At 69.9% G+C, this 12,692-nt stretch carries 11 protein-coding genes; 4 read left to right on the forward strand and 7 right to left on the reverse strand.

Annotation, left to right across the window (positions count from 1 at the left end):
• Window positions 1-1,209: an exodeoxyribonuclease VII large subunit gene (gene xseA, locus H8R17_RS01480; protein WP_187821251.1), complete on the reverse strand. Its 1,209-nt coding sequence runs from the start codon at window positions 1,207-1,209 to the stop codon at window positions 1-3.
• A gap of 283 nt (window positions 1,210-1,492) precedes the next feature.
• Here xseA and H8R17_RS01485 point away from each other — a divergent pair, with 283 nt between their 5' ends.
• Together H8R17_RS01485 and ppgK are read left to right on the forward strand one after the other, a co-directional pair.
• Window positions 1,493-2,521, forward strand: a complete 1,029-nt coding sequence (locus tag H8R17_RS01485; protein ID WP_187821474.1) for a 4-hydroxy-3-methylbut-2-enyl diphosphate reductase — start codon at window positions 1,493-1,495, stop codon at window positions 2,519-2,521.
• A 56-nt stretch (window positions 2,522-2,577) separates the two neighbouring features.
• Window positions 2,578-3,321 carry a polyphosphate--glucose phosphotransferase gene (gene ppgK, locus H8R17_RS01490; protein ID WP_187821252.1) on the forward strand — a complete coding sequence of 248 codons (744 nt, stop codon included), beginning with the start codon at window positions 2,578-2,580 and terminating at the stop codon, window positions 3,319-3,321.
• Window positions 3,322-3,434: 113 nt separating this feature from the next.
• On the opposite strand, the gene H8R17_RS45545 is transcribed toward ppgK, so the two are convergent.
• The gene (locus H8R17_RS45545) at window positions 3,435-4,031 is read right to left on the reverse strand and encodes a DUF6542 domain-containing protein (protein WP_187821253.1); all 597 of its coding nucleotides are present in this window, start codon (window positions 4,029-4,031) and stop codon (window positions 3,435-3,437) included.
• A gap of 175 nt (window positions 4,032-4,206) precedes the next feature.
• Here H8R17_RS45545 and ychF point away from each other — a divergent pair, with 175 nt between their 5' ends.
• Window positions 4,207-5,295, forward strand: a complete 1,089-nt coding sequence (ychF, locus tag H8R17_RS01500) for a redox-regulated ATPase YchF (RefSeq protein ID WP_187821254.1) — start codon at window positions 4,207-4,209, stop codon at window positions 5,293-5,295.
• A 336-nt stretch (window positions 5,296-5,631) separates the two neighbouring features.
• Complete coding sequence (locus H8R17_RS01505) at window positions 5,632-6,528, forward strand: DUF5655 domain-containing protein (RefSeq protein WP_187821255.1); 897 nt, start codon at window positions 5,632-5,634, stop codon at window positions 6,526-6,528.
• A 172-nt stretch (window positions 6,529-6,700) separates the two neighbouring features.
• Here the strand turns inward: H8R17_RS01505 and H8R17_RS01510 are convergent, their stop codons facing one another.
• The 5 genes from H8R17_RS01510 to H8R17_RS01530 all read right to left on the reverse strand — a co-directional run bounded on the left by H8R17_RS01510 (window position 6,701) and on the right by H8R17_RS01530 (window position 12,356).
• Complete coding sequence (locus H8R17_RS01510) at window positions 6,701-8,071, reverse strand: DUF317 domain-containing protein (protein ID WP_187821256.1); 1,371 nt, start codon at window positions 8,069-8,071, stop codon at window positions 6,701-6,703.
• 64 nt (window positions 8,072-8,135) lie between these two features.
• Window positions 8,136-9,254, reverse strand: coding sequence for a DnaB-like helicase N-terminal domain-containing protein (locus tag H8R17_RS01515; RefSeq protein WP_187821257.1), 1,119 nt, complete (start codon window positions 9,252-9,254; stop codon window positions 8,136-8,138).
• A complete protein-coding gene (locus H8R17_RS01520) occupies window positions 9,254-10,528 on the reverse strand; it encodes a DNA cytosine methyltransferase (RefSeq protein ID WP_187821258.1) in 1,275 nt (424 codons plus the stop codon). Before H8R17_RS01520 ends, H8R17_RS01515 begins: the two co-directional genes overlap by 1 nt.
• Window positions 10,525-11,397: a hypothetical protein gene (locus H8R17_RS01525; RefSeq protein WP_187821259.1), complete on the reverse strand. Its 873-nt coding sequence runs from the start codon at window positions 11,395-11,397 to the stop codon at window positions 10,525-10,527. The genes H8R17_RS01520 and H8R17_RS01525 overlap by 4 nt, the downstream gene beginning before the upstream one ends.
• Before the next feature lie 23 nt (window positions 11,398-11,420).
• Complete coding sequence (locus H8R17_RS01530; RefSeq protein ID WP_316959290.1) at window positions 11,421-12,356, reverse strand: alpha/beta hydrolase; 936 nt, start codon at window positions 12,354-12,356, stop codon at window positions 11,421-11,423.
• Window positions 12,357-12,692 lie beyond the last annotated feature (336 nt).

The following is a 12,692-nucleotide window of genomic DNA, read 5'->3' on the forward strand; positions in this document are numbered from 1 at the left end:
CTATGTGTCGACTCGTACTGTGAACTCGCCCTCGGAGACTCGGGCCCGCAGCGCCTCGCCGGCCTCCACCTCATCCGGATCGCGCACGGCGTGGCCGTCGGCCCGTTGCAGCACGGCGTACCCGCGCTTCAGGGTCGCGGCGGGGGAGAGGCCCACCACGCGCGCGTGCGTGTGCGTCAGCTCGGACTCGGCGCGGTCGAGGTGATGGCGCAGGCACCGCCGGGCCCGGTCCAGCAGCGCGGCCACCTCGTCGGCCCGCACGTCGATCATCCGGTGCGGGTCCTCTATCGACGGCCGGGCCAGCGCGTGGGCGAGACCGCGCTCCTCCCGCTCGATGAACGCCTCGACACACCGCCGCGCGCGGTCGCGCAGCAGCCTTACGCGCTCGTACTCCTCGCCGACGTCCGGTACGACCTTCTTGGCGGCGTCGGTGGGGGTGGAGGCGCGCAGGTCGGCGACGTGGTCGAGGAGCGGGTTGTCGGGCTCGTGCCCGATCGCGGACACGACGGGCGTACGGCAGGCCGCGACGGCACGGATGAGCTGCTCGTCGGAGAACGGCAGCAGATCCTCCACGCTGCCGCCCCCGCGCGCGACGATGATCACATCCACGTCGTCGATCTCGTCCAGCTCCTTCACGGCCTGGACGACCTGCGGCACGGCGTGCACACCCTGTACGGCGACGTTGCGGATCGCGAAGCGGACGGCGGGCCAGCGGTGCCGGGCGTTCTCCAGCACGTCCCGCTCCGCGGCGGAGGCCCGCCCGCAGACCAGCCCGATGAGCTGCGGCAGGAACGGCAACGGCCGCTTCCGCTCGGCCGCGAACAGCCCCTCCCGCGCGAGGGCCTTCTTCAGTTGCTCCAGCCGCGCGAGCAGCTCCCCGACCCCCACCGGTCTCATCTCGGCGGCCCGCAGCGACAGCTGCCCACGCGGCGCGTACCACTCCGGCTTGGCGAGCACGACGACCCGGGCGCCCTCGCTGACGACATCGGCGACGGCATCGAACACCTGCCGATAACAAGTGACACTCACGGAGATGTCATACGACGGATCCCGCAACGTCAGAAACACGACCCCGGCCCCCGGCCGCCGCGACAACTGCGTGATCTGCCCCTCGACCCACACCGCCCCGAGCCGGTCGATCCACCCTCCGATCAGCCGCGACACCTCACCCACGGGCAACGGAGATTCCGGAGACGTGTTCACAGCCATGCCGCGAGCGTAACGGCCCCGACCGACAACCCCACGAACCCGCCACCCTCAGACGAGGGCGAGCTTCCTGCGCGGGCCAGGTACGGGGGTCGCCGACCCGCTGACCCCACCCACCCGCCCTTCTGCCGCACCAAGCCGCCGCCTGCCCGGCCAGCGCGGTGAACGCCATCGCCACCGTGGCGATCACGTCCTGCCCCGGACTTCCCGCCCTCCCCGCCCCACGGTCAGCCTCCCCAAGGACTCGACGCGGATGCGATCTTTGACCCCCGAGCGCGGCCTTACGATGGTGAGCATGACTGCTTCGCCTGGCCGCCGTGTCCTGCTCGCCGCCCCCCGGGGCTACTGCGCGGGTGTGGACCGCGCCGTGATCGCCGTCGAGAAGGCCCTGGAGCAGTACGGGGCTCCCGTCTACGTCCGGCACGAAATCGTCCACAACAAGTACGTCGTGCAGACCCTGGAGAGGAAGGGCGCCATCTTCGTCGAACAGACGCAGGAGGTGCCGCCGGGCAACATCGTCATGTTCTCGGCGCACGGCGTGGCCCCCGTCGTCCACGAAGAGGCCGAGCGGGGCAGGCTCGCCACCATCGACGCGACCTGTCCCCTGGTCACCAAGGTCCACAAGGAAGCCGTCCGGTTCGCCAAGGACGACTTCGACATCCTCCTGATCGGCCACGAGGGCCACGAGGAGGTCATCGGCACCTCCGGCGAGGCCCCCGACCACATCCAGCTCGTCGACGGCCCCGATGACGTCGCGAACGTCGAGGTCCGCGACCCGTCGAAGGTCGTCTGGCTGTCCCAGACCACGCTGTCCGTCGACGAGACGATGGAGACCGTCGACGCCCTGAAGGACAAGTTCCCGCAGCTGATCTCGCCGCCCAGCGACGACATCTGCTACGCCACGCAGAACCGCCAGCTGGCGGTGAAGCAGATGGGCGCCGAGTCCGACCTGGTGATCGTGGTCGGCTCCCGCAACTCCTCCAACTCCAAACGGCTGGTGGAGGTCGCCAAGCTGGCGGGCGCCCGCGAGGCATACCTGGTCGACTTCGCCGACGAGATCGACGAGGCCTGGCTGGAGGGCGTCTCCACGGTCGGCGTCACCTCGGGCGCGTCGGTGCCGGACGTCCTGGTCGAGCAGGTCCTGGAGTGGCTGGCCCGGCGCGGCTTCGAGAACGTCGAGCTCGTCAAGGCGGCAGAGGAGTCCATCGCCTTCTCCCTGCCGAAGGAACTGCGCCGCGATCTGCGCGAGGAGGCGGCGGCGCTGGTCGAGGAGCGCGGCGGGGCCGGTTCCGGAGCCGCGGACTCCGAGGCGTGAGGGCGGCTGTGAGCGGTCCGTCCCTGACTGTCGGTCGTAGGTCGTAACGTAGAGCCATGCAGATCTTCGGTGTGGACATCGGCGGTTCCGGGATCAAGGGTGCCCCGGTGGACCTGGACAAGGGCGACCTGGCGGAGGAGCGCTGCAAGGTCCTGACCCCGCAGCCGTCCGGCCCCGAGGCGGTGGCCGACGGCGTCCGGCAGGTCGTCGAGCACTTCGGCTGGACGGGGCCGGTCGGGCTGACCTTTCCCGGCGTGGTCACCGGCGGATCGACGATCCGCACCGCGGCGAACGTAGACAAGAGCTGGATCGACACGGACGCGCGCGCGTTGTTCAGCGACCGGCTCGGGGGACTGCCGGTGACGGTGGTCAACGACGCGGACGCGGCGGGCGTCGCCGAGATGCACTTCGGCGCGGGGCGCGACCGCAAGGGCACGGTCGTTCTGCTCACCTTCGGCACGGGTATCGGCAGCGCGCTGTTCGTCGACGGCGCGCTGGTCCCCAACACCGAGCTGGGCCATCTGGAGCTGCACGGCCACGACGCGGAGAAGCGGGCGTCCAGCAAGGCCCGCGAGGACCACGACCTGACGTGGGAGCAGTGGGCCCACCGCGTCCAGAAGTACCTCGCCCACGTGGAGATGCTCTTCTCGCCGGAACTCTTCATCATCGGCGGCGGCGTGAGCCGCAAGTCCCACAAGTTCCTGCCCCACATCGAGAACATCAAGGCCGAGATCGTCCCCGCCCAGCTCCAGAACAACGCGGGCATCGTGGGGGCGGCGATGCGAGCAGCGGAGACGTAGAGCCGACGGCTCCCTCTGACGCCGACAGCCGACGGTTCCCAACGTCGGCCACCGGGCCCACCTCGACGACTCCCGCCCAGCCGACAGTGACGGCCGGGCGGGTGGGAAACCGGTCACTCCAACCGGGGGCTCCGTGCCACTCGACGGTTCACCAGGCGAATCCTGCGTACGATCACCGTCACACCCGCGACGAGTGTCCCGCCGTACAACCACCCGGCCTGCGTCGCCAACGCCGTGACCAGCCCCATCAGCCCATCGTCGGAGACAGCGGGCAACCCCGCCGCGAACCCGATCGGCACCACCACGGGCGCGGTCAGCAGATCCCCCCGCCGCACCCACACCGCAGTCAGCACACACACCGGCAGGAACAGCACTCCGTACACCGTCAGGGACGCCCCGAACAGCACCTGGTCCAGCCCTCCGAGCGCCACCATCAGCACCCCGCAGAACAACCCGCTCCCCAGCCCGGTCAGCCGTGGATTCGGCATCCCCCGCGCCGCACGACCAGCCGCAACCGCCCCGGCCGCCCGAGCCGGCGACCGCCCGGCCGCCGACCGCACCGCCGCCGGCGGCCGCCGTACCGCCCCCGTCCGCCGCGCAGCGGCCCGTACCGAACCCCCGTCGGCGCGCCCGGCCTGCGAGGGCAGCGGCGGCTTCGGCCGCTCGCGTCGCGGTCCGTACTCCGAGGGTCGCGTCCTGTGTTGCTCCACTGGACCAACTTAGGTCGGTTTATGTGCCGAATCGCCCATCTGACACGCCGAGAACCCGGCCTTGGCCAAGCGTTCGATACGCCGCCGAACCGGGCCCGGGCACGCCGTAGACTGGTGGATCGGCCCACGCAGCCCAGCCGGCCAGTCCTCATCCTCACGTACGGGAAGTCGCAACGTGTCGCTCACGATCGGAATCGTCGGTCTGCCGAATGTCGGCAAGTCGACCCTGTTCAACGCCCTGACCAAGAACGACGTGCTGGCGGCCAACTACCCGTTCGCCACCATCGAGCCCAACGTCGGCGTGGTCGGCGTCCCCGACACCCGGCTCGCCGAGCTGGCCGAGATCTTCGGCTCGCAGCGCATCCTCCCGGCCACCGTCGACTTCGTCGACATCGCCGGCATCGTCCGCGGCGCATCCGAAGGCGAGGGCCTGGGCAACAAGTTCCTCGCGAACATCCGCGAGTCCGACGCGATCTGCCAGGTCATCCGCGCCTTCAAGGACGAGAACGTCGTCCACGTCGACGGGAAGATCTCACCCAAGGACGACATCGAGACGATCAACACCGAGCTGATCCTCGCCGACCTCCAGACCATCGAGAAGGTCCTGCCGCGCCTCCAGAAGGAGTCCCGGATCAAGAAGGACATCGCGCCGAAGGTCAAGGCCATCGAGGAGGCCAAGGAGATCCTGGAGAAGGGCGACACGCTCTTCGCACACGGCATCGTCCAGGGCACCGAGAGCAACGAGCTCCTGCACGACCTGCACCTGCTCACCACCAAGCCCTTCCTCTACGTCTTCAACGTCGACGAGGACGAGCTGATCGACGAGGACTTCAAGAACGAGCAGCGCGCGCTGGTCGCCCCCGCCGAGGCGATCTTCCTCAATGCCAAGCTGGAGTCCGACCTCGCCGAGCTCTCCGACGAGGAAGCCCTCGAACTCCTGGAGTCAGTCGGCCAGCACGAGCCCGGCCTCGCCACGCTCGCCCGCGTCGGCTTCGACACCCTCGGCCTCCAGACGTACCTCACGGCCGGCCCCAAGGAATCCCGCGCCTGGACCATCAAGAAGGGCGCCACCGCCCCCGAGGCCGCCGGTGTCATCCACACCGACTTCCAGAAGGGCTTCATCAAGGCCGAGGTCATCTCCTTCACCGACCTCGTCGAAACCGGCTCAGTCGCAGAGGCCCGCGCCAAGGGCAAGGCCCGCATGGAGGGCAAGGACTACATGATGCAGGACGGCGACGTGGTGGAGTTCCGGTTCAATGTCTAGCCGGTGACTTAACACCACTTCGCTGATCTGGCAAACGCGCAGGTCAAATGGGGTCTGGCTCTTCGGGGTCAGGCCCCATGATTTTTACCGTGCTGGATAGGTGCTGGATTTTCTGACCTCTCGTCACCTGTCATCACCTCCCATATCCGTACCGTGCTGGATTCGTGCTGGATGCCGACGGACCGCGCGGGGACCACGGGTGTACGTGCCGTGCGGTGAGGGCTACTAACCTAGTCGATTGGGCCCCAAGCACACGTTCTTCACGTGATTAACGCCCGTTGCGGAAACAAATCTCTGCCCACCCGACGTTGTCGATCTCCGATGCGATAACGGGGGGTGGTCGGCTTGAAGCTGTTCCGTACGGGCACAACGAAAAGCGGCGTGACCGAGGTCACGCCGCGTCTTGCTGAGGTCGAGGCAGATGTGCAGGGCCTCGTCGAGGAGCACATGGAGACGCTGTTGGGCGTCCGATTCCTGGCGAGCGAGTACGGCACGGGGCCGGTCCACGGGGGCCGGATCGATTCGCTCGGGCTGGACGAGAACGGATCGCCGGTCATCGTCGAGTACAAGCGCGGCGTCGATGCCGGCGTCATCAACCAGGGCCTGTTCTACCTGGCGTGGTTGATGGATCACCGGGCCGAGTTCGAGCGCCTGGTCCGCGACCGGCTCGGGGTGACGGCCGCGTCCCAGGTGCTGTGGAGCGGCCCGCGCCTGATCTGTATCGCTGGTGACTTCACGCGCTACGACGTGCATGCCGTTCGCGAGCACCGACGCTCGATCGACTTGGTCCGCTACCGATTCTTCGGCAGCGACCTGCTCGGGCTTGAGACCGTGGCGTCCGTGAGCGGCGGCATGCAGGTGGCCCGCCGGGCGCGTCGCCAGGCGGTTGCTCGGGCAGCAGCTGACGTCCAGGGCGCGTCGATGATGGAGCTGGCGGGCGCGGTCGACGAGGCACTGCTCGGGCTCGGGGACGGTGTGAACCGTGTTGAGCGCAAGCAGTACCGGGCGTATCAGCGTCTGCGGAACTTCGCCTGTCTGTGTCCGCCGCAGCGGAGCAAGCTGCTGGTCTACCTGAAGGTCGACCCGAAGGACGTCGACCTCGTGCCGGGGTTCACCCGGGACGTGTCGGGTCTCGGTCACCACGGGACGGGTGATCTGGAGGTGCAGCTCCGTACGCCGAAGGACGTGGAGCGGGCGAAGGATCTGTTCCGGGCGAGCTACGCAGCGGCGTGATCGCCTGTGGGCCTCTCGGCTGTGCTTGCTTCGTGGCTGCTCTGTGGTCGTCGGGTGGTGCCTTTCGACGTGCGGGCAGGGCGTGGCGGTGGACTATCAATGGTGCGCGGGATCGCCGGTTTGGCTAACCGGCGATCCCGCGCTATGTTGCCCCGCTCTCGCGTGCCGATGATCAGCGTGAACGGCTGGCAGCCGGACTGGCCGTGACCGCCGGAGCGGCCGGTGGGCTGGTGAAGAGGGTCGTCCTGCGTTCGGGGCCCGCGGTCTGCGGGCGGCGAAGGCCGGTTTCGTGGGCGAGGGTTTCGGAGAGATCGGCCAGCAGCGAACTCGGGGTGTGCGGGGACGCGGTGATGGTCCAGGTGGGCCGGTCAGGATCGGGGCCGGCCCAGACGGTCCAGGTGGCCAGGTTCTGGCTCGGGTGCTGTGCGGTGAAGGCGTCGAACTGGACGCCTGCGTCCCCGGCGGGGGATGTCCAGCGGATCCATCGCCCGTCCACAGTGTGCTTCCATCCGGCGTCGGAGAGGGGCTGCGTGGCCGCGGTGACCATCTTCTCGTCCACCGGGGCGCCGATGGCCGTGTCCCAGCCGTCGCCGTCGGCGAGGTGGTCCAGCAACTCCTGCAGCACCGGGGCGGGGGTGGCGCCGGTCGCGGTGAGGACCCACATGCGGTCGGAGACGGGAGTCTCGTAGGCGGCTACGGTCCACGCGGTTTCGTGGGCGGGGGTTTCGTGGACGCGTTCGATGCGCAGGGTCTGTGATTCGTGGATGGCGTGGGTTGTCTCGTCCGACCAGGTCCGCCACTTCTCCCAGCCGCCGTGTGCGTCGAGGAAGGTGTCGAGGAGGGCGTCGTGGTCGCCGGTATCGGCCAGGTAGGCCGGGACGGTTTCCGGCTCCGGGCGGGCCGGTTCGGTCGTGGCTACGGTGAGGGCGAGTGGGGTGCGGGCTTCGGCGGCGGCGCGTTCGGTGTCGGTCAGGGGCGCCGGCCCGGGGCGCATCTCGGCGCCGTGGACCTTTTCGAAGGCGAGCAGGGCCCGAGCGGGTGAGTCGAAGGTGTCGGCGATCTGGCGCAGGTGGTCTTCGTCGTGGAGGTAGACGGACTTGCCGTTGGGGCCGAGGTAGGTGCCGACCGCGACGGTGGTGTGGCCGTTGTAGGCGTGGGCGTGGATGAGGAGCTGGCCGTGGCGGATGTCGTCGTGGATCTTCTGGGCCTCGTTGGAGACCTCGCGGATTTCGCTGCGGGTGCACCAGGGCATCGGGTAGTTGGCCCAGGTCCATTCTTCGTCAATGGCCTCCCGGAGCCGAGGGGTGATCTCGACGGTGATGCCTTCGGCGGTCAGGTGCTTGGCCGCGTCCTGCGCCCAGTGGGGTTCCTCGTGGTCGATGCGGACCAGGACCAGCACGTTGTCGGCGACGACGGTCCAGTCGGCTGCCTCCAGGCCCAGGTGGGCAATGTGGGCCTGGGTGCCGGTCAGGACGGCGGTCACGGCGCTGGGATGGGTGGGGTGGGTGTCGAGGCGGACGTGGGCGTCGATGGTGGGAGTCACGTGGGTGTCGTCTCTTCTGCCGGTGGCCGGGCCTTCGGGTCCGGCCACCGGCGTATGCGGGGGGCTATCGGGTTGCTCGCGCGGCGCGGGCGGTGCGCGCGGCCGTGGTGGTCGGCGGGCCGGCACGGGTGGTGGGCGCCGGGCGCGGTCGCTGCGGCGGGACCGTTCCGGTGGCGTGCTGCCAGCGGGTGCGGACGGCGCCGATGTCGGCGAGGGAGCGGCGGGCGCCGACGACGAGCTGGAACGGGGTGTTCGCCGGGTCGCCGGCGTACGCCTCGATGTGCCGGCCGGTGTGCTCGGCGGTGGCCAGGAAGGAACGCTGGAGGGCCCGCTCGCCCCAGTGCTCCACGGACCCAGCCGGTTCGGCCAGCAGGCGGAGCACCTCGCCCGGTTCACTTCCGTCGTCCAGCAGACCGCGCTGCTGGGCTTCCCACAGAACGGTGACGGGGTCGACGGGCTCGCGGCGGCGAGCGAGGGTGGTCAGGCACTGCCACAGCCCGGCGTGCAGCGGCCGGTTGAAGTCCTCGGGGAGCAGCCACCGGACGGACTCGATATCTGCGGGGTGCGCGGTGGCGGTCGCGAGCAGCAGCTGCTCCTCCTCGACCGCCTCGGTGTAGTCGGGCGCGATGGTCGGTGGCGGTGCCGTGGTGCGGGGCAGGACGCCGGCGCGCGGCGGGAAGCGGCTCGCGATGTCGTCCACGACCGCGGCGAGCGCGTCGGCCTCGGCGAGCACCGTCTGGACGGGGTGCGGGAGGGAGACATCGTGGACGGTCTGGACGAGGCGTTCCGCGGCGGCCTGCAGACGGCGGCGGGCGTGTTCGGCCTCGACCATGCGCGCGTAGGCCGGCGCGTGGCGGGGCCAGGGGCAGATCTGGATGAGGGTGTGCAGGTATGAGACGGACAGTCCGCGCGCCTGCTCGCGGCCGGCGGCGAGCACCTGGTCGAGCCACTTGGTGTTCTTCGCGTGCTCGGCCGGATCGGGCGGGGGCAGGGTGCTGATCGCGGCGAACAGGGCGGCATGCGCGGCGGTGGAGAACGAGTCGGCGGTAATCCCGGTCACGTCGCCGAGCCGATGCGGGTCGAGGAGGAGGGCACCGAGAAGGGCCTGCTCGGCGTAGAGCACGGGCTGCGGCGGATGTGTGTCGGGCAGGTCGTCTTCGTCGGGTTCGGGGCTGTGGGGCATCAGGCAGCCAGGGTGAAATCGTCGGGGTCGAGGGTGACGCCGAGGTGCGGGGCGAGGAGGTGGCCGGCGAGCAACGGTGGGACCGCGTTGCCGATCTGGCCGAAGACCTGGCCTTTGTTGCCGGCCCAGGGGTAGTCGGCGGGGAAGGTCTGCAGGAGGCCCGCCTCGCGGGCGGTGATCCGGATCGGCTCCGGCACAGCGAGGGCCTCTGTGTCCTGTGTCGGCGCAGCGGCCGGTTCCGCGACCCACGTGCACTCGTTCGCCCGGTGTCCGAAAAACAGCGTTCCCGCCGGCTCCTCGACGGACCGGACGGTGGCGTTGGCCTGGTTGTTGCTGCGCAGCGACCAAGACCAACGGTGGGCCTCGGCGGTGAACGTCGGCGCCGGAGCGCTGGCGACACGGTTCTCACGGGTGCCGTGCCGCGCCGCCCACCCTGCGCCTTCGCGGCGGGACTGCAGAACCACTCCGTCCGGTCGCGGCATCCAGGTGCCGCGCTCCCGGGCATCGGACAGCGTCTTTCGGGAGCCCGAAGGGAAAGGCTCGGGCCCGCCGCCGGGTCCGCCGCCGGCGCAAACGGTGGGGACGGGCCGGTCGGTCGCGCCCCACCCGAGTGCCGCAGCCATGCTCACCCAGCGGGCGCGGCCCGGACCGAACAGCGATTCGGGCTCGGCGACTTGGGAGTGCGTCGGCGTTGGAGGCTGTGCCGTACGGACCCGGGAGGCGAGCAGAATCGCCCGCCTCCGCGTCTGCGGAACGCCGAAGTCGGCGGCGTTGAGGATCCCGTACCAGACCGAGAACCCCCAGCCGCGCAGGACGGCCGCGTACTGGCGCCACAGCGGCAGCACGTCGGGGACCTCTTCCATGGCCACCCATTCCGGTTCGCCGACCGTGTTGAGGGCGTGCAGGTAGCGCATCGGCTCGGCGGCCAGCAGGGAGCGCTCGTCACGGCAGGCGGCCAGGAGTTGTGCGCGGGTGTCGCGGCCGGTGGCGAGGTCAGCGACTGCCTGGTGGACCAGGGGCTGGTCCACCAGGCCGAGGCGCTTGCCGGCCATGGACCATGCCTGGCAGGGCGGGCTCGCGATGAGCCCGGCGGTTTTTCCGAGGAAGGGCCAGACGGGGTACAGCGCCACGTCGGTGCGAATGGTCAACTGTCCTGCCGCCGCACGGGTTTTGCAGGCCCACTCATCCCATTCCAGGCCCACGTCCCGTACGCCGAGGACGTTAAGTGAGTGGCTCCATCCCCCCGGTCCCGCAAACAGGTCCAGGATGGTCAAGAGGCGAGTCCGAAGTCGTCCTGTACTGGCTCGACTTCATCGCGGCAGGCCCACGGGGAACAGCCGTCGACGACGCCCTGCTCCAGCTCCTGAAGGTCCGGTCCGCTGTCGGTGAGTTCTTGCTGCATCGCCGCCCATTCGGCGGCGGTGACGTGATCGATGGGAGCTTCGCTGAGAGGGACGCGGGAGCGGTGGAGAAACGCCTCGCCGAGCAGACGGTTGCCGGTGGCGTTGGCGCGCGCGTTTCCTTTGCGGATGGCCGTGTCGAACTCCACTACGTCCTCCCATTCCTCCGGGGAGTTGTCGCGGATGTTGCGCCATTGAGCGTTTCCGTGGAAAGGGCACCCGAGGCAGCTTGATTTCGGGGTGTCGGCCAGGCCGAGCGACGTCAGATAGCGGACGCAGTCGGCCCGTGACCAGCCCAGGTCGATGAGCGGGTGCCGGTTGCGCATGTACTTGACGTCGGCGTCCTTGGCCCGGTGGAATTCGTCGGTGGAGATGCCGACCCACTGCTCGACGAAGATCCCCTTGGGGATGCGTGTCGGATAGGGGTAGCCGAGTAGTTCGCGGACCTTTTTCTTGATCGGCTTAATTTTATATTCCCCGGTGCATTGCCGCCTGGTCATGCCCGGATTTCCGTCCTTGTTCAGGACGTAGAGCGGCATTGACGCAAACCTGTGGTCGGGGTCCAGGGCATCCTTGCGTATGTTTCCGGACGACACGCGGAGAACGGGTATGCCTGCGGGTCTGGCTATTTCTCGCTCCAGCCGGTCGAGATTCGAATAAACGGCTCTCGGTTCCCAGCCCGTGTCGGCGAAAATGGCGTAGTCGACCTTCGGGAGTATGCCTTGTGCGGAGAGGGCGAGCATGGCGCTGGACTGGATTCCGGCACCTAGTGAAATTGCTCGGAAAGCAGGGAGTTCGGAAATGATCGGTCCTGGGGGTGAGGAGGGTGGGGGCCCGGTTCGGCGGCGAGGCGGGCGATGCGGTCGCTGATGAGCGTGGGGTGGCGGATGGGCAGCGCGTGCGTGGTGCGGGGGAGGATCTCCAGGCGGGCGGCAGGGAGTTGGGCGGCCAGCTGCCTGGTGTGGGCGGCGGGGATGTGCCGGTCGTCCGCGCCGGCCATCAGCAGCAGCCGGTCGCCGAACTGGTTGAGCACGGTGGCGTCGCGCGGCTGGTAGCGGCGCAGGCACTGCCACAGGTCGGCGAGATCGCGGGTGTGGGTGTGGCGGATGCCGTGGCGGCACGGCGGTGGCCCGTCGGCCGGCCGGTCGGGGTGGGGCGCGAGGCTGTAGGGGTGTGTGGTGGGCAGCCGGTGCCGCAGGACGTCCATGGCCTGGGGCGCGTGGGTGCAGGTCAGGGCGAACAGGCTGCGTCCGGCGGCCAGAAGCAGGGCACGCGGGCTGCGGCCGGGCAGCACGCTCGCCCTGCGTGCGGTGGCCGACAGCAGCACCATGCCCCGTACGCGGGCCTGGTGTTGGGGGTGTAGGGCGGCGAGTTCTTGCAGGACGTGGGCGCCCAGGGAATGGCCGGCGAGCACGAGCGGTCCGGCGGGGACGAGGTGGGTCAGGATCTGGTGCAGGTCGTCGGCGAGCTGCCGGATCGTCAGTGGTGCCTGGCCGCGCGGGGTGTGACCGTGCGCGCGCTGGTCGTAGCGCACGACGGTCAAGCCCAGGCCGGTCAGGTGCCGGGCGTGGACGCGCCACAGGTCGGCGGTGACGGACGCGCCGTGCACCAGCACGACCGTCGCGCCGCCGGGACGCGGGCGCACCGGGGTGTCGCGGTAGACGGACAGGCGAGTGCCGTCCGCGGCGGAGACCGACAACACCTCAGTGGCAGAAGGCGGGTTGCGCACAGGTAGAACTCCGGAAGGGGGGATCAGTAGGAGGCAGCCGTTCGCCGTCCGCGCCGGGTCGGTGGAACCGGCCGTTCGGCACCGCACTGCGCATGCCGCCGCATTGGGGGTGGGCGGATACCGGGGAGGCGACCCCGAAGGGGCGCGGGCAGCCAGCGCCGCACGGCTGTCGCCTTCGGCCGCGTGCTCGGGCGGCGGGACGGGAACGCGCTGCCGGTTACCGGCTCGTACCACGGCCGGGTGGTTCCGTTGGCGTAGGAGGCGGCGAGGGGGCGCTTGTGGCTGGGCTGGTGGCGGGTGAGCGCGCGG

The sequence above is a fragment of the Streptomyces sp. TRM68367 genome (assembly GCF_014495685.1).
GTDB lineage: Bacteria > Actinomycetota > Actinomycetes > Streptomycetales > Streptomycetaceae > Streptomyces.